The following is a 24,240-nucleotide window of genomic DNA, read 5'->3' as shown; positions in this document are numbered from 1 at the left end:
CTTTCCCTTGGAGGACTCCTCATGCCCTACGAACATATTCTGGTCGCCGTGGACCTGACCGAAGAATGCGACCCCGTGATCAAGCGGGCCGTAGGCCTTGCAGGCGACTCGGTGAAGCTGTCCCTGGTGCATATCGTCGAACCGATGGCCATGGCCTTTGGCGGCGATGTGCCGATGGACCTTTCCCAACTGCAACAGCAGCAGTTCGACCAGGCCAAGGAACGCCTTGACCGGCTGATCAACAAATACCCTGCCCTGAAAAAAGACCAGAGCCACCTGACCTACGGCCAGCCGCGCCAGGAAATCCACCACCTGGCCAAGGAGCAAGGTTGCGACCTGATCGTGGTCGGCAGCCACGGCCGTCACGGCCTGGCCTTGCTGCTGGGCTCAACCGCCAATGACGTGCTGCACGGCGCACCTTGCGATGTGCTGGCCGTGAAACTGGTCAAGAGCTCGTAAGACCAACGGCAATCCAATGTGGGAGCGGTCTTGTGTGGGAGCGGGCTTGCTCGCGAAAGCGGTGGATCAGTCGACAAATATATGGACTGACACACCGCATTCGCGAGCAAGCCCGCTCCCACATCTGAACCGCGTTTCATACAAAAAACCCGGCGCTCATACAAATGAGCGCCGGGTTTTTTATTGCGCTTGATTCACTCAGGCATCCAGCTCGGCCCAGCGTTCAACCAGGGCTTCAAGCTCGCTGTTAAGCTGCTCGAGGGATGCAATCACCTTGGCGGTTTCTGCAGCCGGACGCAGGTAGAAACCCGCGTCAGCCATTTCAGCTTCAACGGCAGCAATCTGCTGTTCCTTGGCGTCGATATCACCCGGCAGTGCTTCCAGCTCACGTTGCAGCTTGTAGCTGAGCTTCTTCTTCGCAGCAGGTGCTTCCTGGGCTGGTGCCGGAGCAGCAGCCACTGGAGCAACCACGGCCGAGGTCAAGTCAGCCTTGCCGGACTTGCTCTCGGTCACGCCCAGCAGGCGCGGCGAGCCGCCCTGGCGCAGCCAGTCCTGATAACCACCGACGTATTCACGCACCTTGCCTTCGCCTTCGAAGACCAGGGTGCTGGTGACCACGTTATCGAGGAATGCCCGGTCGTGACTGACCATCAGCACGGTGCCGTTGAAGGTCAGCAGGACCTCTTCCAGCAGTTCCAGGGTTTCCACGTCGAGGTCGTTGGTCGGTTCGTCGAGTACCAGCAGGTTGGCTGGCTTGCTGAACAACTTGGCCAGCAGCAGGCGCGCACGCTCACCACCGGACAAGGCCTTGACCGGCGTACGTGCACGCTGCGGGCTGAACAGGAAGTCGCCCAGGTAGCTCAGCACGTGGCGGCTCTGGCCGTCGATGTCGATAAAGTCGCGACCTTCGGCGACGTTGTCGATCACGGTTTTTTCCAGGTCCAACTGGTGGCGCAACTGGTCGAAGTAGGCCACGTCGATGCGCGTGCCCTCTTCCACGGTACCGCTGGTGGGTTGCAGGCCGTTGAGCATCAGCTTGAGCAAGGTGGTCTTGCCGGTACCGTTGGCGCCGAGCAGGCCGATACGGTCGCCGCGCTGCAGGACCATGGAGAAGTCCTTGATCAGGAACGGGCCGTCCGGGTGATGGAAGCTGACGTTTTCCAGGACCATCACTTGCTTGCCCGACTTGTCGGCGGTGTCCAGCTGGATATTGGCCTTGCCGGTGCGTTCACGGCGCTCGCTGCGCTCGACACGCAGGGCTTTCAGGGCACGTACGCGGCCTTCGTTACGGGTGCGGCGGGCCTTGATGCCCTGGCGGATCCAGACTTCTTCCTGGGCCAGCTTCTTATCGAACAGGGCATTGGCGGTTTCTTCCGCAGACAGCGCGGCTTCCTTGTGCACCAGGAAACTGGCGTAGTCGCCGTTCCAGTCGATCAGGCCACCACGGTCCAGTTCGAGGATGCGGGTTGCCAGGTTCTGCAGGAAGGAACGGTCGTGCGTGATGAACAGCACGGCGCCCTGGAAATCCTTGAGGGCTTCTTCAAGCCAGGCGATTGCGCCGATGTCCAGGTGGTTGGTCGGTTCGTCGAGCAGCAACAGATCCGGTTCGGAAACCAGGGCCTGGGCCAGCAGGACGCGGCGACGCCAGCCGCCGGACAATTCGGCGAGGGTCTTGTCGGCGGGCAGTTGCAGGCGACTCAGGGTGCTGTCGACCAATTGCTGCAAGCGCCAGCCGTCGCGGGCTTCGAGGTCTTGCTGGACGTGCATCAGCTTGTCCAGGTCGGCTTCGGTGACGCAGTTCTGCGCCAGGTGATGGTATTCGGCGAGCAGTGCGCCCACGCCGTCGAGGCCTTCGGCAACCACGTCGAACACTGTCCGTCCGTCGGCCACCGGCAATTCTTGCGGCAATTCGCCAATCTTGAGGCCCGGGGCGCGCCAGACAGAGCCGTCATCGGGCTTCTGGTCGCCTTTTACCAGCTTCATCATGCTGGACTTGCCGGTGCCGTTGCGGCCGATGATGCACACCCGCTCACCACGGGCGATCTGCCAGGACACCTTGTCCAACAACGGCATAGCGCCGAAAGCAAGGGACACATCGCTGAATTTGAGCAGGGTCATACGCTTCTCCAAAAACTGGGCGCGCATTCTACCTGACTTAGGGCTCGAGGCGGCCGGCATTTTCGCCGCTGACACGTTCTGTTGGACATTTCAGATGAACTTGAACGAAGCGACCGGCAAAGCTTTCACCGGTTGCGGGCAAAAGGCTAAGCTAGGGGCAATCAGTGTCGGCGACGTCGGCACTAGTCCAGATTCCTCTGCACGGACGTCTCATGCGCAGTCGCCTTTTCAGCTTTTTATCTTGTCTGCTTCTTTCTGCCACCGCCGTTCAATCTGCCCAGGCCGTGGACCTCACCACCCAACGTCAATATTACGATGAAGCCAAACGAGCCCTCGCCAAAGGCGACAGCGGCCCGTATTTCCAATACAGCCAGGCCCTGGCCGACTACCCGTTGACGCCGTACCTCGCCTACGACGAGCTGACCGCGCGGCTGAAAACCGCCAGCAACGAGGAGATCGAACAATTCCTCGCCAAGAACGGCGACCTGCCCCAGGCCAACTGGATGAAACTGCGCTGGTTGCGCTGGCTGGCCGACCGTGGCGACTGGCAAACCTTTGAAAAGTACTACGACGCCAAACTCAATTTCGTCGAACTGGACTGCCTCCATGGCCAATTCCAGCTGACCCACAACCAAAAAGCCGAAGGTTATAAAACCACCGAGAAGCTGTGGCTGACCGGTAAATCCCAGCCTGCGGCCTGTGATGCCACCTTTGGCCAGTGGGCCGCCGACGGCCAACTGACCGAACAGAAGATATGGGACCGCGCCAAGCTGGCCGCCGAAGCCCGCAACTATCCGTTGGCCAACAGCCTGGTGAAGACCCTGCCGACCCTCGGCGCCCAGGGCCGCCTGATGGTGGACGTGGCGCAGAAGCCCGACATGCTCGGCGACCCATCGCGCTTCCTGCCGGCCAACGAAGCCATGTCCGATGCCGTAGGCCTGGGCCTGCGCCGCCTGGCACGCCAGGACCCGGACAAGGCCATGGCCCTGCTCGACGGTTATGCCAGCAGCATGCACTTCTCTCGTGACGAAAAAGTGTCGATCGCCCGGGAAATCGGCCTGACCCTGGCGCGTCGCTACGACCCGCGCGCCCTCGACGTGATGACCAAATACGATCCGGAACTGCGGGACAACACCGTTTCCGAATGGCGCCTGCGCCTGCTGTTGCGCCTGGCCCGCTGGGAAGACGCCTACCAGTTGACCCGCAAGCTGCCCCAGGATTTGGCCACCACCAACCGCTGGCGCTACTGGCAGGCCCGCAGCCTGGAACTGGCAGAGCCGAAGAACCCGCAAGCCCTGGTGATGTACAAGGGCCTGGCCAAGGAGCGCGACTTTTACGGCTTCCTGGCGGCGGATCGCTCCCAGTCCCCGTACCAACTGAACAACAAGCCACTAGTGATGAGCCAGGCGCTGATGAACAAGGTACGCAACACACCGGGCGTGCGCCGCGCCCTGGAGTTCTACGCCCGTGGCCAGATCGTTGATGGCCGCCGCGAGTGGTACCACGTCAGCCGGCATTTCAACCGCGACGAAATGGTCGCCCAGGCCAAGCTGGCCTATGACATGAAGTGGTACTTCCCGGCGATCCGCACCATCAGCCAGGCGCAGTACTGGGACGACCTGGACATCCGCTTCCCGATGGCCCACCGCGACACCCTGGTGCGCGAAGCCAAGGTCCGCGGCGTGCATTCCAGCTGGGTATTTGCGATCACCCGCCAGGAAAGCGCCTTCATGGACGACGCGCGCTCCGGCGTCGGCGCCACCGGCCTGATGCAACTGATGCCCGGTACCGCCAAGGAGACTGCGCGAAAGTTCAGCATCCCGCTGGCTTCGCAGCAGCAGGTGCTCGACCCGGACAAGAACATCCAGCTCGGCGCCGCCTACCTGAGCCAGGTCCACGCCCAGTTCAACGGCAACCGCGTGCTCGCCACCGCTGCCTACAACGCCGGCCCGGGCCGTGTACGCCAATGGCTGCGCGGCGCCGATCACCTGAGTTTCGATGTGTGGGTGGAAAGCATCCCGTTCGACGAAACCCGCCAGTATGTGCAGAACGTGCTGTCTTATTCGGTGATCTACGGGCAGAAGCTCAATGCACCGCAGCCGCTGGTGGATTGGCATGAGCGGTATTTTGATGATCAGTAAGGGGTGCAGCTGCAAGCAACAAGCTTGAAGCTGAAAGAAAAGTGCCCGCATTGAAAGATGCGGGCTTTTTTATGGCACTGCCGGGGACTCGCTTTGCACCGCTTCTGCCAGCGCAAGGTTCAAGGCTTGCAGCATGAACTCGACAAAGGGAGTTGCCTCTGCCTGCTGGTCCGCCGCCGACAATGCGGCGTAATAAGCGTCCTGCTGCTCGCGAATCACCGCCTCTACCGGCAAGTAAGCCAGCACCGGGCGCCACTGACTGAGAATCAGGGTTTGCCATAAGCGGCCCATGCGCCCGTTTCCATCGGCAAAAGGATGGATAAACTCGAATTCGTAGTGAAAGACGCAACTGACGATCAGTGGATGCCAGTCAGAGGCGGACTGCCACTTCAGCAAATCATCAACCAAATGCGTAACACGGCTCGCCGGCGGCGCCATGTGCACCAACTGTTCGCCCCGATAGATCCCTACGCCCGCCTGACGAAACCGACCCGCATCGTCGATCAATCCATACATCAATAACTCATGGGCACGCAGCAGGTCCGCACGTTCGCCCGGTGCCCACTGCGGCATAGACTCGTAAGCGGAAAAAGCGTTGCGTACTTCCTGAATCTCCCGGGGCAAGCCCAGCACACGCTTGCCTTCCAGCACAGCGGTCACCTGTTCGACACTCAGGGTATTGTTCTCGATGGCCAGCGAAGCCTGAATCGTACGAATCCGGTTGCCACGCCTCAATTGCGGAGTCTGCCGGTTGTCGTCGCCAGCTGAAAGCTGACCAATCTGCTCACTGATATCAGCAACCAGACTCAACATCTTGGCAGTCAGGGTCAACGGAGGTTGATAACGGCTCATATCCTCATCCAAGTCTGTAACGAAAGCCAACATAATGCCCTAAGGGACGGTCGCACCACAGCCTTAATGCCTCAATCAACGTCAGTGCCATCACTGAACTGCAACGCCGCCAGCCGTGCATACAGCGGATTGCTGGCGATCAGTTGCTGATGCGTCCCCACCGCCACCAGCTTGCCCTGGTCCATCACGGCAATCCGGTCGGCATTCTTCACGGTGGCCAGCCGGTGGGCTATGACCAGGGTGGTGCGCCCTTCCATCAACTGCGGCAGCGCCTGCTGGATCAGGTGTTCGCTCTGGGCGTCCAGCGCGCTGGTGGCTTCGTCCAGCAGCAGGATCGGTGCATCCACCAACAAGGCCCGGGCGATGGCCAGGCGTTGGCGCTGGCCGCCGGAGAGGCCCATGCCGCCGTCGCCCAGGTGGGTCTGGTAGCCGTCGGGCATTTGCAAAATGAAGTCGTGAGCGTGGGCGATGCGCGCCGCCTCCTCGACCTGGGCAAAGGTGGCCGTCGGATTGCCGTAGCGGATGTTCTCCTCAACGCTGCCGAAAAACAGCGCCGGGCTCTGGGACACCAGGGCGAAACAGCGGCGCAGGTCCAGCGGATCCAGCTCGGTCAGCGGGTGGCCTTCAAGCAGGATGCGGCCTTGCTGGGGATCGTAGAAACGCAGCAACAGATCGAACATCGTCGATTTACCCGCACCGGACGGACCGACCAGGGCCAGGGTTTCGCCTGCATTGATGCTCAGGCTCAAGCCGTCGATAGCAAAACGATCCGGGCGCGACGGATAGGAGAAGCGCAAATCCTGGATTTCCAGGCGGCCGCTGACCCGCTCCGGCAACTTGATCACGTTGGCTTCGGGCGCCTTGATCTCATTGCTCGACTGCAGCAATTCGCCAATCCGCTCCGCCGCACCGGCGGCGCGCTGCAACTCGCCCAACACTTCACTCAAGGTACCGACGGCACTGCCGACGATCAGGCTGTAGAACACGAACGCCGCCAGCTCACCACCGGAAATGCGCCCGCCGATCACGTCCATGCCGCCGACCCAGAGCATCACGCCCACGGCGCCCAGCACCAGCATGATCACCAGGGTAATCAGCCAGGCGCGCTGCACGATGCGTTTGCGGGCGGTGGTGAACGCCTCTTCCACCGTCAGCGCGAAGCGCTGTTCGTCCTGGACCTGGTGGTTGTAGGCCTGCACGGTCTTGATCTGGCCGAGGGTCTCGGACACATAGCTGCCGACATCGGCGATGCGATCCTGGCTCTGGCGCGACAGGCTGCGCACCCGGCGGCCGAAGATCAGGATCGGCGCCAGCACCAGTGGCAGCGCTATCACGACGATGCTGGTGAGCTTGGGGTTGGTGACAAACAGCAGCACGATCCCGCCGATCACCATCAAGGCGTTGCGCAGGAATAGCGACAGCGAGGAGCCGATCACCGATTGCAGCAAGGTGGTGTCGGTGGTCAGCCGGGACTGGATTTCCGAGCTGCGATTGTTTTCGTAGAAGCCCGGATGCAGGTAGATCAAGTGGTTGAACACCTGCCGCCGGATGTCCGCCACCACCCGCTCGCCGATCCACGACACCAGGTAAAACCGCGCAAAGGTGCCCACCGCCAGGCCCAGCACCAGGATCATGAACAGACCGATGGATTGGTTGAGCAGGTGCGGCGACTGGGTCATGAACCCCTGGTCCACCAGCAGGCGAATACCCTGGCCCATGGACAAGGTAATGCCGGCGGTGACGATCAGCGCCAACAAGGCGCCCAGGGCCTGCCAGCGGTAGGGAGCGACGAAGCGACTGGCCAGGCGAATCGCGCGGCGTTGACGGGCTGAGAGCATGGAGGGTTTCACCTGAAGGTTGGAGACGGGAACCTGCATAGCTACATGGGGGGAACTTGAGCGAATCACAATGAGTCAGGTTAATTATGCTCACCGAACCTAGGCCCTAGAGGCTATCGGTCTAAGGACCGGCTGGAAATTTGTATCGGTTTCTGCTGGACTGGGCATTCGATCTGCGGGCCGCGCAAGGAGTTGTAACAACGCGGTCACGCGGGGGTTTTAAAGTAGGTACACAACCTGATGAGGAGACGGGCCATGTCCTTGCAAAACAGCAGCAACGCCAAAATTCAAGTGATCCGCCAACCGCAGCAATTGCCTTGCTCGTATATCGACGCTCAGGGCCGCGAAGTGCAAATCACCGAAGAAATGATCCAGAGCGCGTGCGCCGAACTGGAACAGAAATTGGTCAAGCCTGCCAAGCGAGGCTGATTCGCCCACGCTCTCTTAAACCCGGCCTTGATGGCCGGGTTTTTTGTGCCTTCAGATTGCCTGTGCGCCCAATGCTGCCACGATGCTCGACAAGGCGGCAGACTCGCCGTTGATCCGCACTTTCAAGCCGTCAATCTCACGCCGCTCGGGGTAGTGCTTGCGCAATAGGTCGAAGGCCTTGCGCTGCTCATCCACTGTGCCTACCAGGCTGCGGCGGAAATCCGCGTCATCACGGCGCGGGTCGTACACGCTGCGGCACAGGGTCGCCAGGGCCCAGGCCGGATCGGTATTGGCATTGAGGCTGACTTCGGCCAGCCACGGCTCCGGCAGCAAGTCGCTCAATTGAATCGTCGGGTCCTGACCAAGATGCCGGCAAAACGCCTGATAGATCTGCGCCGTGCCGCGCTGCTTGCCGTCCAGGCTGTAGCCGGCGATATGCGGGGTGGCCAGCACACACAGGTCGGCCAGGTCGACGTCCACCTGCGGCTCGCCTTCCCACACATCCAGCACGGCCTGCAGGTCTTCGCGCTCCAGCAGCACCTCCTTGAGGGCGGCGTTGTCCACCACCGGGCCGCGGCTGGCGTTGATCAGCCAGGCACCGGGCTTCAGCTGGTTGAGGCGCTCGCGGTCGAACAAGTGCCAGGTGGAGCCGTTGCCGGATTTGTTCAGCGGCGTGTGCAGACTGATCACATCGCACTGCTCGACGATCTGCTCCAGGCTGACGTAATCACCGTCCTCGGCGATCTGCCGGGGCGGGTCGCACACCAGCACGTTCCAGCCCAACGCCTTGAGCACCTTGACCAGACGCCCGCCGACTTCACCGGCCCCCACCACACCGTAGGTGCGCTGGGCCAGGTCGGCGCCTTCGATCTCGGCCAGGGTCAGCAGGCTGCCCAGTACATAGTCGACCACGCCACGGGCATTGCAGCCGGGGGCGCTGGACCACTGGATGCCGGCGCGCTGGAAGTAATCGAGGTCGAGGTGATCAGTGCCGATGGTGCAGGTGCCGACAAACCGCACCGGCGTGCCTTCGAGCAACGCCCGGTTGACGTTGGTCACTGAACGCACCAGCAGCACATCGGCCTGCTCGATCGTCGCGCGGTCAATGGACCGGCCCGGAACCCGGCGAATCTCGCCGAATCCTTCAAAGAATGCATCGAGCAGCGGGATATTTTCGTCGGCAACAATCAGCATGGCAGGCTCCTTTCACGGATCAGCAGTGTACAGCGGTTTTCCTTGTGGCGAGGGAGCTTGCTCCCGCTGGAGTGCGCAGCGCTCCCAAATGCAGCACCGTGTTTTTTCAGGTACACATCGGTTGCCCGTTATGGGGCTGCTGCGCAGCCCAGCGGGAGCAAGCTCCCTCGCCACAGCAAGCTCCCTCACCACAGCAAGCGCCCTCGCCACAAAACGCTGCATTTGCGCGGGGATGTGTTTACAAATCCACAACACAGGTTTTTTCCTGACCAACACGTCAAGGCGTAGAATGCGCCGTCCTGCGCTCCCCCTATCGGACATCTGTACGTGAACACTGCCACAACCACCACCGCCCTTTCTCGCCCCGCCCGCGTCAGCCTTGAAGTGCGCAACCTGCTGGCCCTGGCGCTGCCGATCATGATCGGGCAACTGGCGACCACCGCCATGGGGTTCGTCGATGCCGTGATGGCCGGGCGTGTCAGCTCCCGAGACCTGGCGGCGGTCGCCCTGGGCAACTCCATCTGGATCCCGGTGTACCTGCTGATGACCGGCACCCTGTTGGCCACCACGCCGAAAGTCGCCCAGCGCTTTGGCGCCGGCACCCACGGTGAAATCGGCCCGCTGGTGCGCCAGTCGATGTGGCTGGCACTGGTGGTGGGAATTACCGCGCTGCTGTTGCTGATCAGCGCCGAACCGATCCTGCACCTGATGAAGGTCGATCCCGAGTTGATCAAGCCCTGCATGGGCTACCTGCACGGCATCGCTTCGGGCATGCCGGCCATTGCGTTGTATTACGTGCTGCGCTGCTTCAGCGACGGGCTGGGGCGAACGCGGCCGAGCATGGTCATGGGCCTGTGCGGGCTGGCGCTGAATATTCCGCTGAACTATGTGTTTATCTACGGCCACTTCGGCGTGCCGGCCATGGGCGGCATCGGTTGCGGCTGGGCCACGGCGATCGTGATGTGGGTGATGATGCTCGGCCTGGCCGCCTGGACCCGCTGGGCACCGGTGTATCAGAGCAGCGAGCTGTTCAAGCGCTTTGACTGGCCGCAATGGTCGGTGATCAAGCGTGTGTTGAGCATTGGCTTGCCCATCGGGATCGCGGTGTTTGCCGAGTCGAGCATTTTTGCGGTGATCGCGCTGCTGATCGGCAGCCTCGGTGCCACGGTGGTGGCCGGACACCAGATCGCGCTGAACTTCAGCTCACTGGTGTTCATGATCCCCTACTCCCTGAGCATGGCGGTCACCGTGCGCGTGGGCCAGGCCCTGGGCCGTGGCGAACCCCGTGAGGCGCGCTTTGCCGCAGGTGTCGGAATGGGCACCGCGCTGGTGTATGCCTGCCTGTCCTGCAGCCTGATGCTGCTGTTTCGCGAACAGATTGCCACCATCTACACCCAGGACCCGCTGGTGATCCAGGTGGCGGCGATGCTGATTGTGTTTGCGGCGCTGTTTCAGTTCTCGGACGCGATCCAGGTCACGGCCGCCGGCGCACTACGTGGTTACCAGGACACTCGGGTGACCATGGTGCTGACGTTGTTTGCGTATTGGGGCGTGGGCTTGCCGGTGGGCTACGCGCTGGGGCTGACCGAGTGGCTGGGCCAGGCCCGAGGCCCGAGCGGCTTGTGGCAGGGGCTGATCGTGGGCCTGAGCTGTGCCGCGGCGATGTTGGTGATCCGCCTGGTGCGCAGCGCACGCAAGCGGATTCGCCGGGCTTAAGCCGATTTCTTGCGGATCCAGTATAGGTAGGTACCGGCCTGCTCCTGCTGGTCCACCAGTTCATGGTCGAGAAACACGCAGAACTTGGGGATGTCGCGACGGGTCGACGGATCGGTCGCGATCACCTTGAGCAAGCCACCGGGCGCCAGGTCGCGGATGTGCTGGTGCAGCATCATCACTGGCTCCGGGCAGTTGAGGCCGGTGGCGTCGAGGACGGCATCGACGGGTAAATCAGGGGTCAGGCTCATGGTTTACTCCTAAACAGGCCGGCATTTTAACGGTAACGCGGGGCGCCAGGTAGCCAGCGGCGCCCTCGGTTTTTTCGCGAGCAAGCTCGCTCCTACATTGAGCAGCGTTTACCGGGCCTTTGGCTTCTTCACATCCAACCGGCGCAAATGGCAGGTCACTTCTTCACGGTCGTGGTACAGCTGCTTGCAGCCGATCTCCACCCGGATGCCACGTTCCTTGAAGCCTTCCGCGATGCGTTCAAGCAGGCGCTTCACTTCGGCATAACGCTGCTTCATCGGCAACTTCAGGTTGACCACTGCTTCGCGGCAATGTCCCTCGCCGATCCAGGTTTCCAACAGGGCCGCATTGCGCGCCGGTTTCTCGACGATGTCGCACACCATCCAGTCCACCGGCTGCTTGGGGGTGTAGATGAAGCCGTCGGCCATCAAGTGCTGCACCAGCCCGGTGTCCATCAGGCTTTCGGCCATCGGGCCGTTGTCGATGGCGGTCACCAGCATGCCGCGGTTGACCAGTTGCCAGGTCCAGCCGCCAGGCGCTGCGCCGAGGTCGACGCCGGTCATGTCGCTGTGCAGGCGCTCGTCCCACTGATCACGGGGGATAAAGTGGTGCCAGGCCTCTTCCAGCTTCAAGGTCGAGCGGCTTGGCGCGTCCCGCGGGAATTTGAGGCGCGGGATGCCCATCGGCCACATGGCCGAGTTGTTTGACTCGGCCAGGCCCATGAACACTTCGCGGCCGCTCTTGAAGGTCAACAGCAGGCGCGGCTTGCTGGCGTCTTCCACCAGTTTGCCGGCGGCCATCAGCGCCTTGCGCAAGTGAACTTCGAATTTCTTGCAGAAGTTCGACAGCTCCTTGCCGTCATTGGTGTCGACCATTTCCAGCCACAGGCTGCCGCACACCGGGAAATCCCGCAGGTGCGCGAGGATCACGCTGATACGGTCGGTTTCCGGCAAGTCGATGAACACCCCGCGCGCCCACTGCCTCGGGAAGATCAGCTCGGCAAAGCGTTGGCCGCGCATCAGGCGCTGGGCGCCGTCTTCTTCGGTGCAGACAAATTCGGCGCAGGCGCTGCCGGTCTTGGCCTTGGCATAGCCCGAAACGTTCAGGCGTGCGGCGTGTTCCGCGATCTCGGAACAGACTTCGCCTTCAAAACCCGGGCGGCAGTGCATAAAAAGGGTGTTCATCAACTCTCCTGGATCACGGGCTTGCTATAGCGCAATGCCTGTCATGAAAACGCGCGCATGATAGCCGAGTTCGGAACCTTGGACTTATTGATAGAGTCCAGTAATTAGCCAGCTACTTAAAACAGGGCTAATTTGTAAGCTCTGTTCGTCCCGTCAGGTCCGTAGCCGTGCGGACCATAAGGAGTCATGTAATGTCATCCCTTGATAGTCTGAGAACCCTTAAAACCTTACAGATCGACGACAAGACCTATCACTACTTCAGCCTGCCCGAAGCCGCCAAGAGCCTGGGTGATCTGGACAAGCTGCCGATGTCCCTCAAGGTGCTGCTGGAAAACCTGCTGCGCTGGGAAGACGAAAAGACCGTCACCGGCGCCGACCTCAAGGCCATTGCCGCCTGGCTCAAGGAGCGCCGCTCCGACCGCGAGATCCAATACCGCCCCGCCCGTGTGCTGATGCAAGACTTTACCGGCGTGCCCGCCGTGGTCGACCTGGCCGCCATGCGCGCCGCCGTGGCCAAGGCCGGCGGTGACCCGCAACGCATCAACCCGCTGTCACCGGTGGACCTGGTGATCGACCACTCGGTGATGGTCGACAAGTTCGCCACCACCGGCGCCTTCCAGGAAAACGTCGACATCGAAATGCAGCGCAACGGCGAACGCTACGCCTTCCTGCGCTGGGGCCAGAGCGCCTTCGACAACTTCAGCGTAGTGCCACCGGGCACCGGCATCTGTCACCAGGTCAACCTGGAATACCTCGGCCGCACCGTGTGGACCAAGGATGAAGACGGCCGCACCTATGCCTTCCCCGACACCCTGGTCGGCACCGACTCCCACACCACCATGATCAACGGCCTCGGCGTATTGGGCTGGGGCGTGGGCGGGATCGAAGCGGAAGCCGCGATGCTCGGGCAGCCGGTGTCGATGCTGATCCCGGAAGTGATCGGCTTCAAGCTCACTGGCAAGCTGAAAGAAGGCATCACCGCCACTGACCTGGTGCTGACCGTCACCCAGATGCTGCGTAAAAAGGGCGTGGTCGGCAAATTCGTCGAGTTCTATGGCGACGGCCTGGCCGACCTGCCTTTGGCCGACCGCGCGACCATTGCCAACATGGCCCCGGAGTACGGCGCCACCTGTGGCTTCTTCCCGGTGGATGAAGTAACCCTGGACTACCTGCGCCTGTCGGGCCGTCCTGCAGAAACCGTCAAACTGGTGGAGGCCTACACCAAGGCCCAGGGCCTGTGGCGCAATGCAGGTCAGGAGCCGATCTTTACCGACAGCCTGGCGCTGGACATGGCCAGCGTCGAAGCCAGCCTGGCCGGGCCGAAACGTCCGCAGGACCGTGTCTCGCTGCCTAACGTCGGCCAGGCCTTCAGCGATTTCCTCGACCTGCAATTCAAGCCCACCAACAAGGAAGAAGGCCGCCTGGAAAGCGAAGGCGGCGGCGGTGTTGCGGTGGGCAACGCCGACCTGATCGGTGAAGCCGACTACGACTTCGAAGGCCAGACCTATCGCCTGAAAAACGGCGCGGTGGTGATCGCGGCCATTACCTCGTGCACCAACACCTCCAACCCGAGCGTGATGATGGCGGCGGGACTGGTGGCGAAAAAGGCCGTGGAGAAAGGACTGAAGAGCAAGCCCTGGGTGAAAACCTCCCTGGCGCCGGGCTCCAAAGTCGTGACTGATTACTACAAAGCGGCAGGCTTGACCCAATACCTCGACAAGCTGGGCTTCGACCTGGTGGGTTATGGCTGCACCACCTGTATCGGCAACTCCGGGCCGCTGCCCGAGCCGATCGAAAAAGCCATCCAGAAAGCCGACCTGGCCGTGGCCTCGGTGCTCTCGGGCAACCGTAACTTCGAAGGCCGGGTGCATCCCCTGGTGAAAACCAACTGGCTGGCCTCCCCGCCCCTCGTGGTGGCCTATGCCCTGGCCGGCACCGTGCGCATGGACATCAGCAGCGAACCACTGGGCACCGGCTCTGACGGAAAACCGGTGTACCTGCGGGACATCTGGCCCAGCAGCAAGGAAATCGCCGACGCCGTTGCGCAAGTCAGCACCCAGATGTTCCACAAGGAATACGCCGAGGTGTTTGCCGGTGATGAACAGTGGCAGGCCATTGAAGTGCCGCAGGCTGCAACCTACGTGTGGCAGAAGGACTCCACCTACATCCAGCACCCACCGTTCTTCGACGACATCGGCGGCCCGCTGCCGGTGATCGAAGACGTCAAGGGCGCCAACGTGCTGGCATTGCTGGGGGACTCGGTGACCACCGACCACATCTCCCCCGCCGGCAACATCAAGACCGACAGCCCGGCCGGCAAATACCTGCGCGAGCAAGGCGTCGAACCGCGGGACTTCAACTCCTACGGCTCGCGTCGCGGCAACCATGAAGTGATGATGCGCGGCACCTTCGCCAACATCCGCATCCGCAACGAAATGCTCGGCGGCGAGGAAGGCGGCAATACGATCTACATCCCTACCGGCGAGAAAATGCCGATCTATGACGCCGCCATGAAATACCAGGCCTCGGGCACCCCGCTGGTGGTGATCGCCGGCCAGGAATACGGCACCGGCTCAAGCCGTGACTGGGCGGCCAAGGGCACCAACCTGCTGGGGGTCAAGGCGGTGATCGCCGAGAGTTTCGAGCGGATTCACCGTTCCAACCTGGTGGGCATGGGCGTGCTGCCCCTGCAGTTCAAGCTGGACCAGAACCGCAAGGCACTCAAGCTGACCGGCAAGGAGAAGATCGACATCCTCGGGCTGACCCACGCCGAGATCGAGCCACGCATGAACCTGACGCTGGTGATCACCCGTGAGGATGGCAGCAGCGAGAAGGTCGAAGTGCTGTGCCGCATCGACACCCTCAATGAGGTCGAGTACTTCAAGGCCGGCGGGATCCTGCACTACGTGTTGCGGCAGTTGATTGCCTCGTAACTGACACGCGCTACCCAAAACACCGCCTTCCCTGGCGGTGTTTTCATTTTTACCGTCGGTGACGCTCGGTATACTGCCGCCCTCAGATTTTGACTGTCACAAGGATTCCCCATGCTTGCATTGCCATGGCTGTACCTGGCGCTTCTTTCCATCGGCTATGTACTTGCCTTGAGCTACGGGCAATTGGGGTTAATGGCGGCGCTTTCCGTCGCCATGCTGCTGTTGGCCGGGTTTGCCGTGCGGCAACAGCGAAACCCGTGGGTACGCTATCTGGGCCACGGGCTGTTTATCGTGCTGGCGCTGGGGCTGGCGATGCATTGGCTGCCCGGGTTCTACAACGGTCGCGGGATCGCGCCGCAGCGCTTTACGGACGACGCCGTGCCTTTCTCGATGTACCTGAACCAGGACAAGCCGCTGATTGGCTTCTGGCTGCTGCTGGCCTGCCCGTGGATTGTTGCGCGCCGGTCCCTGCGCCTGTCGATCTATGCCACCGCCCTGGCGTTGACACTGACGGCGATTGCCGCCCTGGGCGGCGCTGCGTTGCTGGGCGTCATCAGTTGGGCCCCGAAGTGGCCGGAGCAGGCCTGGCTGTGGGTGTTGAATAACCTGCTGCTGGTGACCCTGGTGGAGGAAGCGCTGTTCCGCGGTTATATCCAGGGCGGCCTGAGCCGACGGTTCAAGCAATTGCCCTATGGTGAAAACCTCGCCCTGCTGTTGGCCGCCCTGCTGTTCGGCCTGGTACACCTGGGCGCAGGCTGGCAGTGGACCCTGCTGGCGACCATCGCAGGCCTGGGCTACGGCCTGGCGTATCGCTTTGGCGGATTGGGCGCGGCGATCGTTACGCACTTCGGGCTGAACCTGCTGCATTTCGGGTTGTTTACCTATCCGATGCTGGCGGGCTGAGGCTGCGCCGATTGTTGCAAAAAATAAGTTAAATAAAACCCCGCGACGGTCGACAACCTGTCAAAGCCTTGCGGATTGAACAATCATGCGTAATAACCAACCCGTTACCCAGCGCGAACGTACCTTCCCCGCTCAGCAACGGTTGATCTCCACCACGGATGCCAAAGGCGTGATCACCTACTGCAACGACGCCTTCGTCGAGATCAGTGGGTTTTCCCATGACGAACTGCTGCGTGCCCCGCACAACCTGGTTCGTCATCCGGATGTGCCGGCGGCAGTGTTCGCACACATGTGGTCCACGCTCAAACAAGGCTTGCCATGGATGGGCATCGTCAAGAACCGCTGCAAGAGCGGTGATCACTATTGGGTCAACGCCTATGTGACACCGGTCTTCGACGGCAACCAGGTGATCGGCTACGAGTCGGTGCGGGTCAAGCCCACCGCCGAGCAGATCCGCCGTGCCGAAGCGCTTTACCAGCGCATCAACCAGGGCAAGCCGGCCATCCCGCGCCGCGACAAGTGGCTGCCGGTGTTGCAGGACTGGCTGCCGTTTATCCTGGTCAGCCAGTTGAGCTTCCTGATTGGCGTCTGGCTCAATTCCCACTGGGGCTTTGCCCTGGCAGCGGCGCTGTCGGTACCGCTGGGCCTGTTGGGCCTGAGCTGGCAACAACGCGGGCTCAAGCGCTTGCTGCGCCTGGCCGAACAGACCACCTCAGACCCGCTGATCGCGCAGATGTACACCGACAGCCGCGGCGCCCAGGCGCGCCTGGAAATGTCGATCCTCAGCCAGGAGGCGCGCCTGAAGACGTGTCTTACCCGTTTGCAGGACACGGCTGAACACCTCAACTCCCAGGCGGCGCAGTCCAATACCCTGGCGCATAACAGCTCCAGCGGTCTTGAACGCCAGCGCGTGGAAACCGAACAGGTGGCCACCGCGGTCAACCAGATGGCCGCGACGACTCAGGAAGTCGCCAGCCATGTGCAACGCACCGCCGATGCCACCCAGGAAGCCAATCGCCTGACCGGGCGTGGCCGTGATATCGCCGGCGAAACCCGCGAGGCGATTCAGCGCCTGTCGGTGGCCGTGGGCGAGACCGGCGTGACCGTGACCCAACTGGCCAAGGACAGTGACGAAATCGGTGGCGTGGTGGATGTGATCAAGGGCATCGCCGACCAGACCAACCTGCTGGCACTGAACGCGGCCATCGAAGCGGCCCGTGCCGGGGAGATGGGTCGCGGCTTTGCGGTGGTGGCCGACGAAGTGCGGCAACTGGCCCAGCGCACCAGCGAGTCCACCGGGCAGATTCATGCGCTGATCGCCAAGCTGCAACAGACCGCCAGCGCGGCCGTACAAACCATGGACGCCGGGCATCGCCAGGCGGAAGAAGGTGTGGCACGGGTGATGGAAGCGGATCAGGCGCTGATCGGGATCAGCGAGGCGGTGGCGCACATCACTGATATGACGGCGCAGATTGCGGCGGCGACCGAAGAGCAGAGCTCGGTGGCGGAAGAGATCAGCCGTAATATCAGCACCATTGCGCTGCTGGCGGACCAGACGTCGGAACAGGCGTTGAATTCGGCGCAGTTGAGTGAAGAGCTGACGCATACCGCCAATACTCAGTATTCGCTGGTAGAGCGGTTTAACCGGTAAACCGCTTTCGCGAGCAAGCCCGCTCCCACATTTGGAATGCATTTCAAATGTGGGAGCGGGCTTGCTCGCGAAAGGGCCCTATCAGGCGCCGAGAAACCCGGCCACCTTCACCGCCGCAGCCTCCAAATGCTGCTCATGACTGAACCCCGAAGCCTTCAACGGCTTCAAATCATGATCCCCCGCCACCAGCCACATCACCTCGATGCTCGGCGACAACACATACCCCTCCACCGCCGCCCGATTGCCCAGTGCATCCCGCTCACCCTGCACAATCAACGTCGGCGTCTTCAGCCCGGCCAGGTGCTCGGTCCGTGGCTTCTCCGGCTTGCCCACCGCATAGAACGGATAACCCAGGCACACCAGCGCGTCCGTACCCAATTCATCCGCCAACAAACTGGCCATCCGCCCGCCCATGGACTTGCCGCCAACGGCCAGTTTCCCAGCGACATGACGTCGCACCTCGGCATACACCTCACGCCAGCATTCCAGCAGTTTCGGCGCCGGGTTCGGCGGACGTTTACCGCCATCCACACGACGCTGGGCCATGTACGGAAACTCGAAGCGCAATACGTTCACGCCATGCCCCGCAAGGCGTGCAGCCATGTCTTCCATAAAGCCCGAGTCCATTGGCGCGCCCGCGCCGTGGGCCAGGATCAGCGTCGCGGGCGTACGCGCGATAGACCCTGTCGCGGCATTCCACAACCAGCCGCGTTCCCGCACACACTGCGCCCATTGATCCCCGTCAATACTGGCCTTGTGCTCTTTGCCCATGCTTGCCTCGCTTTTTAGTCTGCCTATAACTCCAGCCCAAGTGCCGCATTTGCTTGGGTTGAACCGTGGATGGGGAACCATGAACACTACTTTAAGTACCGCCTATAACTACAAGGTGGTCCGCCAATTCGCCATTATGACGGTGGTGTGGGGCATCGTCGGCATGGGGCTCGGGGTTTTTCTCGCTGCCCAGTTGGTATGGCCCGAACTCAACTTCAATTTGCCCTGGACCAGTTTCGGCCGCTTGCGCCCGCTGCACACCAACGCGGTGATCTTTGCCTTTGGCGGTTGCGCGCTGTTTGCCAGCTCCTTCTACTCGGTGCAACGCACCTGCCAGACCCAATTGTTCGCGCCAAAGATCGCGCAGTTCTGCTTCTGGGGCTGGCAGCTGGTCATTGTGCTGGCCGCGATCACCTTGCCGCTGGGCTACACCAGCTCCAAGGAATACGCCGAGCTGGAATGGCCGATCGACATCCTGATCACTATCGTCTGGGTGGCCTATGCCATCGTGTTCTTCGGCACGGTGATGAAGCGCAACACCAAGCACATCTACGTCGGTAACTGGTTCTTCGGTGCGTTCATCATCACCGTGGCCATCCTGCATATCGTCAACAACCTGGAAATCCCGGTCAGCCTGACCAAGTCCTACTCGCTGTACGGCGGTGCGACGGATGCCATGGTGCAGTGGTGGTACGGGCATAACGCGGTAGGCTTTTTCCTCACCGCCGGCTTCCTCGGGATGATGTACTACTTCGTGCCGAAACAGGCCGAACGTCCGGTGTATTCCTATCGCCTGTCCATCGTGCACTTCTGGGCCCTGATCACCCTGTACATCTGGGCCGGCCCGCACCACTTGCACTACACCGCGCTGCCGGACTGGGCACAGTCCCTGGGCATGGTGATGTCGCTGGTACTGCTGGCACCGAGCTGGGGCGGGATGATCAACGGGATGATGACCCTGTCGGGCGCCTGGCATAAGTTGCGCAGCGACCCGATCCTGCGATTCCTGGTGGTTTCCCTGGCCTTCTACGGCATGTCGACCTTTGAAGGGCCGATGATGGCGATCAAGACGGTCAACGCCCTCTCCCACTACACCGACTGGACCATCGGCCACGTACACGCCGGGGCGCTGGGTTGGGTAGCGATGATCTCCATCGGCGCGCTGTATCACATGATCCCGAAAATCTTCGGTCGCGAGCAGATGTACAGCCTCGGCCTGATCAACGCGCACTTCTGGCTGGCCACCATCGGCACCGTGCTCTACATCGCCTCGATGTGGGTCAACGGCATCGCCCAGGGCCTGATGTGGCGTGCGGTCAACGAAGACGGCACCTTGACCTACTCCTTCGTCGAAACCCTGGTGGCCAGCCACCCAGGCTTCATCGTGCGACTGGTGGGCGGGGCGATCTTCCTCAGCGGCATGTTCCTGATGGCTTACAACACTTGGCGCACCGTGCGTTCGGCACAACCCGCCGAAGTCGCCGCTGCGGCGCAGATGGCCTGAGGAGTCGATGATGAAACACGAAACCATTGAAAAGAACGTCGGCCTGCTGATGCTGCTGATGGTGCTCGCCGTGAGTATCGGCGGCCTGACCCAGATTGTGCCGCTGTTCTTCCAGGATGTGACCAACAAGCCGGTGGAAGGCATGAAGCCCTACACCGCGCTGCAACTGGAAGGTCGCGACATCTATATCCGCGAAGGCTGCGTACAGTGCCATTCGCAGATGATCCGCCCGTTCCGCGCCGAAACCGAGCGTTATGGCCACTACTCGGTGGCCGGTGAAAGCGTGTGGGATCACCCGTTCCTGTGGGGCTCCAAGCGCACCGGGCCGGACCTGGCCCGCGTCGGCGCGCGCTACTCGGACGACTGGCACCGCGCGCACTTGTACAACCCGCGCAACGTGGTACCGGAATCGAAGATGCCGGCGTACCCATGGCTGGTCACCGCCCCGGTCGACAGCAGCCACACCGAGACCAAGCTCAAGGTGATGCGCACCCTCGGCGTGCCGTACACCGACGACGACATCGCCGGGGCCGTGGCCTCCCTCAAGGGCAAGACCGAGATGGACGCGCTGGTTTCGTACCTGCAAGTGCTCGGCACTGCCATCAAGAGCAAGAGGTGAGCCATGGGATTTGAATTCGACGCTGGAACCATCCGCGGGCTTGGCACGCTGGTCGTGGCCATCGCCTTCATCGGCCTGTCGCTGTGGGTGTTCAACTCCCGGCGCAACGCAGAGTTCGCCGAGGCGTGCCTGCTGCCGTTTGCCGATGAACCGCTACCGCCAACCCCCGACGCTCAAGAAGAGCCTGCAACAAGGAGCAACCGGCCATGACTACCTTCTGGAGTACATGGATCTGTGTACTGACCCTCGGCAGCCTGATCGGCCTGACCTGGCTGTTGATCGGCACCCGCAAGGGCGAGACCAAGGGCAGCGTGGACCAGACCATGGGCCACGCCTTCGACGGGATCGAGGAGTACGACAACCCGCTGCCACAATGGTGGTTCATGCTGTTCGCCGGCACCCTGGTGTTTGCCGTCGGCTACCTGATCCTCTACCCGGGCCTGGGTAACTGGAAAGGCGTATTGCCGGGCTATGAAGATGGCTGGACCCAGACCAAGGAATGGGACAAGGAGATGGCCAAGGCCGACGCCAAATTCGGGCCGATCTTCGCCAAATTCGCGGCCATGCCGGTGGAAGAAGTCGCCAAGGACCCACAGGCGCTGAAAATGGGCGGCCGCCTGTTCGCCTCCAACTGCGCGGTGTGCCATGGCTCGGACGCCAAGGGCGCCTACGGCTTCCCGAACCTTGCAGACAACATCTGGCGCTGGGGCGGTTCGGCGGATGCAATCAAGATGACCATCATGAATGGCCGTCATGCCGCGATGCCGGCCTGGGGTGAAGTGCTGGGTGAGGACGGTGTGAAGAACGTCGCAGCCTATGTGCGCCATGAATTGGCAGGCCTGCCGCTGCCGGCGGACAGCACCGCGGATGTCGCCGCGGGCCAAGTGGCATTCAGCACCACCTGTGTCGCCTGCCACGGGCCGGAAGGCCATGGCGTGGAAGCCATGGGCGCGCCGAACCTGACGCAGCCAGGTGGCTTTATCTACGGCACCAGCCTGGCGCAGTTGCAGCAGACCATTCGCCACGGCCGCCAGGGCCAGATGCCTGCGCAGGAAGTACTGCAAGGCAATGACAAGGTGCACCTGCTGGCCGCCTATGTTTACAGCCTGTCCCACAATGCTGATGGCGCAACGCCTGACAGCCAACCCGAGTAATCCTGCACCACCCAAAAGCCGCGCCTGATTCAGGCGCGGCTTTTTTGCGACCCATTGTCGCACCCTTCCGATCGCTGACTTTCCCCTCCTGCCATTCGGGTCTACGCTTGTTTGCACAGTGGACTGGCATTGGCCGGTCGACGGCCGACTTGCACTCGATGGGTTGAAACATTTCTGCTCGATGACAGGCGCAAAGGCTGGTACCTACCGGCTGTCGTGCCACTGGCCATTCGTCACCCGAGCTGCTTGTTTACACACACTCAGTTACAAGTACCTTCGACCCGTTTAAAATCCTGTCCAAGTCGTCAGCTTTTAACCCTGAATTTTGTCCTTACGCCAAACATGGAAAGGGCGCAGAATCTGGTTTGGAACGCATTGATGCAGGTCACCTTGCGTTGCAATGGAATCTTGCTTTCTCCATACTTGCGACCGATTTTTACCCTATAAAAAAACTAAACCGTGGAACCTTAGAATGAGCACAGCAATCAGTCCGACTGCTTATAACTATAAGGTAGTCCGCCAGTTCGCCATCATGACGGTGGTCTGGGGGATCCTTGGCATGGGGCTCGGCGTTTTCATTGCCTCGCAACTGGTTTGGCCAGAGTTGAATTTTGGCCTGCCATGGACGACATTTGGACGCCTGCGCCCGTTGCACACCAACCTGGTGATTTTCGCCTTCGGTGGATGTGCACTGTTTGCCACTTCTTACTACGTCGTGCAGCGAACCTGCCAAACGCGACTGATTTCCGATGCACTGGCGGCCTTTACCTTCTGGGGTTGGCAAGCGGTCATCGTGGGCGCGATCGTCACCCTGCCGCTGGGCTACACCACCACCAAGGAATACGCCGAGCTGGAATGGCCGATCGCCATTTTGCTGGCGATTGTCTGGGTGACCTACGCAGTGGTGTTCTTCGGCACCATCGTCAAGCGCAAGACCAAGCACATCTATGTCGGCAACTGGTTCTACGGGGCATTTATCCTGGTGACGGCGATGTTGCATATCGTCAACCATGCGTCCTTGCCGGTCAGCTTCTTCAAGTCCTACTCGGCCTACGCCGGTGCGACGGACGCAATGATCCAGTGGTGGTACGGCCACAACGCCGTAGGTTTCTTCCTCACCACCGGCTTCCTGGGGATGATGTACTACTTCGTGCCGAAACAGGCCGAGCGTCCGATCTACTCCTATCGCCTGTCCATCGTGCACTTCTGGGCCCTGATCACCCTGTACATCTGGGCCGGTCCGCACCACCTGCACTACACCGCATTGCCGGACTGGGCCCAGTCCCTGGGCATGGCGATGTCGATCATCCTGCTCGCGCCAAGCTGGGGCGGCATGATCAACGGCATGATGACCCTGTCGGGCGCCTGGCATAAATTGCGCACCGACCCGATCCTGCGGTTCCTCGTGGTCTCCCTGGCGTTCTACGGCATGTCGACCTTCGAAGGCCCGATGATGGCCATCAAGACGGTCAACTCGCTGTCCCACTACACCGACTGGACCATCGGCCACGTACACGCCGGCGCCCTCGGTTGGGTAGCGATGATTTCCATCGGCGCGCTGTACCACATGATCCCGAAACTGTTCGGCCGTGCGCAGATGCACAGCGTCAGCCTGATCAACACCCACTTCTGGCTGGCCACCATCGGTACCGTGCTCTACATCGCCTCGATGTGGGTCAACGGCATCACCCAGGGCCTGATGTGGCGTGCAATCAACGATGACGGCACCCTCACCTACTCCTTCGTCGAAGGGCTGCAAGCCAGCCATCCGGGTTACATCGTGCGCGCCCTGGGCGGTGCGATCTTTGCCAGCGGCATGCTGTTCATGGCCTACAACGTGTGGCGCACCGTGCGTGCCTCCGACCCTGTAGAAGCCGAAGCCGCTACCAAGATCGCCGTTGTGGGAGCTCACTGATGAAGCATGAAGTAGTCGAGAAAAATATCGGCCTGCTGGCCTTCTTCATGGTCATCGCCGTGAGTATCGGCGGCCTGACCCAGATCGTTCCGCTGTTTTTCCAGGACGTGACCAACAAGCCGGTGGAAGGCATGAAGCCGCGCACCGCCCTTGAACTGGAAGGCCGCGACGTCTACATCGCCAACGGTTGTGTCGGCTGCCACTCGCAGATGATCCGCCCGTTCCGCGCCGAAACCGAACGCTACGGCCACTACTCGGTCGCCGGTGAAAGCGTGTGGGACCACCCATTCCTGTGGGGTTCCAAGCGTACCGGCCCGGACCTGGCCCGGGTCGGCGGTCGTTACTCCGATGACTGGCAGCGTGCGCACTTGTACAACCCGCGCAACGTGGTGCCCGAATCGAAAATGCCGGCGTACCCGTTCCTGGTCGAAAACAAACTCGACGGCAAGGACACCGCCAAGAAGATGGAAGTCTTGCGCACCCTGGGCGTGCCCTACACCGACGAAGACATCGCCGGCGCGGCAGCGGCCGTGAAGGGCAAGACCGAAATGGACGCACTGGTGGCCTACTTGCAAGGCCTTGGCACCATCATCAAAAGCAAACGGTGATCTGG

Annotated in this window: 19 protein-coding genes and 1 pseudogene; 13 read left to right on the top strand and 7 right to left on the bottom strand. The window is 61.6% G+C overall.

The genetic code is table 11. From position 1 onward, the window contains the following. Positions 1–21 precede the first annotated feature (21 nt). Positions 22–459 carry a universal stress protein gene (locus HX815_RS19105; RefSeq protein ID WP_003218985.1) on the top strand — a complete coding sequence of 146 codons (438 nt, stop codon included), beginning with the start codon at positions 22–24 and terminating at the stop codon, positions 457–459. Between the two features lie 198 nt (positions 460–657). On the opposite strand, the gene HX815_RS19100 is transcribed toward HX815_RS19105, so the two are convergent. Beyond that, positions 658–2,577, bottom strand: a complete 1,920-nt coding sequence (locus HX815_RS19100) for an ATP-binding cassette domain-containing protein (protein ID WP_003218986.1) — start codon at positions 2,575–2,577, stop codon at positions 658–660. A gap of 212 nt (positions 2,578–2,789) precedes the next feature. Here HX815_RS19100 and HX815_RS19095 point away from each other — a divergent pair, with 212 nt between their 5' ends. Further along, a complete protein-coding gene (locus HX815_RS19095; RefSeq protein ID WP_008437594.1) occupies positions 2,790–4,718 on the top strand; it encodes a transglycosylase SLT domain-containing protein in 1,929 nt (642 codons plus the stop codon). An 87-nt stretch (positions 4,719–4,805) separates the two neighbouring features. Here HX815_RS19095 and HX815_RS19090 read toward each other — a convergent pair. Both HX815_RS19090 and HX815_RS19085 read right to left on the bottom strand, forming a co-directional pair. After that, positions 4,806–5,570 (bottom strand): annotated as a pseudogene (locus HX815_RS19090) (Fic family protein); the annotation flags it as partial. 71 nt (positions 5,571–5,641) lie between these two features. Next, the gene (locus tag HX815_RS19085; RefSeq protein ID WP_177028714.1) at positions 5,642–7,447 is read right to left on the bottom strand and encodes an ABC transporter transmembrane domain-containing protein; all 1,806 of its coding nucleotides are present in this window, start codon (positions 7,445–7,447) and stop codon (positions 5,642–5,644) included. A gap of 216 nt (positions 7,448–7,663) precedes the next feature. On the opposite strand from HX815_RS19085, the gene HX815_RS19080 reads away from it, so the two are divergent. Then, positions 7,664–7,837 carry a PA1571 family protein gene (locus HX815_RS19080; protein WP_003218992.1) on the top strand — a complete coding sequence of 58 codons (174 nt, stop codon included), beginning with the start codon at positions 7,664–7,666 and terminating at the stop codon, positions 7,835–7,837. A gap of 51 nt (positions 7,838–7,888) precedes the next feature. Here HX815_RS19080 and pdxB read toward each other — a convergent pair whose 3' ends face one another. Next, on the bottom strand, positions 7,889–9,031 hold the full coding sequence (gene pdxB, locus HX815_RS19075; protein WP_008437589.1) for a 4-phosphoerythronate dehydrogenase PdxB: 1,143 nt from the start codon (positions 9,029–9,031) through the stop codon (positions 7,889–7,891). Positions 9,032–9,358: 327 nt separating this feature from the next. On the opposite strand from pdxB, the gene HX815_RS19070 reads away from it, so the two are divergent. Further along, entirely contained in the window at positions 9,359–10,747 is a 1,389-nt protein-coding gene (locus HX815_RS19070) for an MATE family efflux transporter (RefSeq protein ID WP_003218996.1), read from the top strand. Here HX815_RS19070 and tusA read toward each other — a convergent pair. Together tusA and rlmM are read right to left on the bottom strand one after the other, a co-directional pair. After that, entirely contained in the window at positions 10,744–10,995 is a 252-nt protein-coding gene (gene tusA, locus HX815_RS19065) for a sulfurtransferase TusA (RefSeq protein WP_003218998.1), read from the bottom strand. The two genes, HX815_RS19070 and tusA, sit on opposite strands and share 4 nt — an antisense overlap. Positions 10,996–11,103: 108 nt before the next feature. After that, positions 11,104–12,177 carry a 23S rRNA (cytidine(2498)-2'-O)-methyltransferase RlmM gene (rlmM, locus tag HX815_RS19060; protein WP_003219000.1) on the bottom strand — a complete coding sequence of 358 codons (1,074 nt, stop codon included), beginning with the start codon at positions 12,175–12,177 and terminating at the stop codon, positions 11,104–11,106. Positions 12,178–12,368: 191 nt separating this feature from the next. On the opposite strand from rlmM, the gene acnA reads away from it, so the two are divergent. The 3 genes from acnA to HX815_RS19045 all read left to right on the top strand — a co-directional run bounded on the left by acnA (position 12,369) and on the right by HX815_RS19045 (position 17,664). Continuing rightward, complete coding sequence (acnA, locus tag HX815_RS19055) at positions 12,369–15,110, top strand: aconitate hydratase AcnA (protein ID WP_177008122.1); 2,742 nt, start codon at positions 12,369–12,371, stop codon at positions 15,108–15,110. A 111-nt stretch (positions 15,111–15,221) separates the two neighbouring features. Beyond that, positions 15,222–16,013, top strand: coding sequence for a CPBP family intramembrane glutamic endopeptidase (locus HX815_RS19050; protein ID WP_003219003.1), 792 nt, complete (start codon positions 15,222–15,224; stop codon positions 16,011–16,013). A gap of 85 nt (positions 16,014–16,098) precedes the next feature. Continuing rightward, positions 16,099–17,664, top strand: a complete 1,566-nt coding sequence (locus HX815_RS19045) for a PAS domain-containing methyl-accepting chemotaxis protein (RefSeq protein ID WP_003219005.1) — start codon at positions 16,099–16,101, stop codon at positions 17,662–17,664. Between the two features lie 81 nt (positions 17,665–17,745). On the opposite strand, the gene HX815_RS19040 is transcribed toward HX815_RS19045, so the two are convergent. Further along, positions 17,746–18,435, bottom strand: a complete 690-nt coding sequence (locus HX815_RS19040; RefSeq protein WP_177028713.1) for an alpha/beta family hydrolase — start codon at positions 18,433–18,435, stop codon at positions 17,746–17,748. A gap of 79 nt (positions 18,436–18,514) precedes the next feature. Between HX815_RS19040 and ccoN (HX815_RS19035) the strand changes: the two genes are divergently transcribed. The 6 genes from ccoN (HX815_RS19035) (at position 18,515) to ccoO (HX815_RS19010) (ending at position 24,235) form a co-directional block, all read left to right on the top strand. Beyond that, positions 18,515–19,939 (top strand): cytochrome-c oxidase, cbb3-type subunit I, encoded by a 1,425-nt coding sequence (ccoN, locus tag HX815_RS19035; protein ID WP_003219009.1) that lies wholly within the window; start codon positions 18,515–18,517, stop codon positions 19,937–19,939. A gap of 10 nt (positions 19,940–19,949) precedes the next feature. Continuing rightward, the gene (gene ccoO / locus HX815_RS19030) at positions 19,950–20,558 is read left to right on the top strand and encodes a cytochrome-c oxidase, cbb3-type subunit II (protein ID WP_003219010.1); all 609 of its coding nucleotides are present in this window, start codon (positions 19,950–19,952) and stop codon (positions 20,556–20,558) included. Positions 20,559–20,561: 3 nt separating this feature from the next. Then, the gene (locus HX815_RS19025; protein ID WP_003219012.1) at positions 20,562–20,768 is read left to right on the top strand and encodes a cbb3-type cytochrome c oxidase subunit 3; all 207 of its coding nucleotides are present in this window, start codon (positions 20,562–20,564) and stop codon (positions 20,766–20,768) included. Next, positions 20,765–21,712, top strand: a complete 948-nt coding sequence (gene ccoP / locus HX815_RS19020; protein ID WP_003219014.1) for a cytochrome-c oxidase, cbb3-type subunit III — start codon at positions 20,765–20,767, stop codon at positions 21,710–21,712. The genes HX815_RS19025 and ccoP overlap by 4 nt, the downstream gene beginning before the upstream one ends. Before the next feature lie 472 nt (positions 21,713–22,184). Next, positions 22,185–23,627, top strand: coding sequence for a cytochrome-c oxidase, cbb3-type subunit I (gene ccoN, locus HX815_RS19015; RefSeq protein WP_003219015.1), 1,443 nt, complete (start codon positions 22,185–22,187; stop codon positions 23,625–23,627). Further along, the gene (gene ccoO / locus HX815_RS19010) at positions 23,627–24,235 is read left to right on the top strand and encodes a cytochrome-c oxidase, cbb3-type subunit II (RefSeq protein WP_003193167.1); all 609 of its coding nucleotides are present in this window, start codon (positions 23,627–23,629) and stop codon (positions 24,233–24,235) included. The genes ccoN (HX815_RS19015) and ccoO (HX815_RS19010) overlap by 1 nt, the downstream gene beginning before the upstream one ends. The last annotated feature ends 5 nt before the right edge of the window (positions 24,236–24,240 follow it).

The sequence above is a fragment of the Pseudomonas sp. E6002 genome, from assembly GCF_013385565.1.
Classification (GTDB): Bacteria; Pseudomonadota; Gammaproteobacteria; order Pseudomonadales; family Pseudomonadaceae; genus Aquipseudomonas.
Note: the sequence above shows the minus strand (reverse complement) of the source record. Positions and strands in the feature narration are given on the sequence as shown.

Bases quoted from the DNA above. Each gene is read 5' to 3' on its own strand.
- HX815_RS19105 (WP_003218985.1), top strand. From the start codon at position 22: ATGCCCTACGAACATATTCTGGTCGCCGTGGACCTGACCGAAGAATGC.
- HX815_RS19100 (WP_003218986.1), bottom strand. From the start codon at position 2,577: ATGACCCTGCTCAAATTCAGCGATGTGTCCCTTGCTTTCGGCGCTATG.
- HX815_RS19095 (WP_008437594.1), top strand. From the start codon at position 2,790: ATGCGCAGTCGCCTTTTCAGCTTTTTATCTTGTCTGCTTCTTTCTGCC.
- HX815_RS19085 (WP_177028714.1), bottom strand. From the start codon at position 7,447: ATGCAGGTTCCCGTCTCCAACCTTCAGGTGAAACCCTCCATGCTCTCA.
- HX815_RS19080 (WP_003218992.1), top strand. From the start codon at position 7,664: ATGTCCTTGCAAAACAGCAGCAACGCCAAAATTCAAGTGATCCGCCAA.
- pdxB (WP_008437589.1), bottom strand. From the start codon at position 9,031: ATGCTGATTGTTGCCGACGAAAATATCCCGCTGCTCGATGCATTCTTT.
- tusA (WP_003218998.1), bottom strand. From the start codon at position 10,995: ATGAGCCTGACCCCTGATTTACCCGTCGATGCCGTCCTCGACGCCACC.
- rlmM (WP_003219000.1), bottom strand. From the start codon at position 12,177: ATGAACACCCTTTTTATGCACTGCCGCCCGGGTTTTGAAGGCGAAGTC.
- acnA (WP_177008122.1), top strand. From the start codon at position 12,369: ATGTCATCCCTTGATAGTCTGAGAACCCTTAAAACCTTACAGATCGAC.
- HX815_RS19050 (WP_003219003.1), top strand. From the start codon at position 15,222: ATGCTTGCATTGCCATGGCTGTACCTGGCGCTTCTTTCCATCGGCTAT.
- HX815_RS19045 (WP_003219005.1), top strand. From the start codon at position 16,099: ATGCGTAATAACCAACCCGTTACCCAGCGCGAACGTACCTTCCCCGCT.
- HX815_RS19040 (WP_177028713.1), bottom strand. From the start codon at position 18,435: ATGGGCAAAGAGCACAAGGCCAGTATTGACGGGGATCAATGGGCGCAG.
- ccoN (WP_003219009.1), top strand. From the start codon at position 18,515: ATGAACACTACTTTAAGTACCGCCTATAACTACAAGGTGGTCCGCCAA.
- ccoO (WP_003219010.1), top strand. From the start codon at position 19,950: ATGAAACACGAAACCATTGAAAAGAACGTCGGCCTGCTGATGCTGCTG.
- HX815_RS19025 (WP_003219012.1), top strand. From the start codon at position 20,562: ATGGGATTTGAATTCGACGCTGGAACCATCCGCGGGCTTGGCACGCTG.
- ccoP (WP_003219014.1), top strand. From the start codon at position 20,765: ATGACTACCTTCTGGAGTACATGGATCTGTGTACTGACCCTCGGCAGC.
- ccoN (WP_003219015.1), top strand. From the start codon at position 22,185: ATGAGCACAGCAATCAGTCCGACTGCTTATAACTATAAGGTAGTCCGC.
- ccoO (WP_003193167.1), top strand. From the start codon at position 23,627: ATGAAGCATGAAGTAGTCGAGAAAAATATCGGCCTGCTGGCCTTCTTC.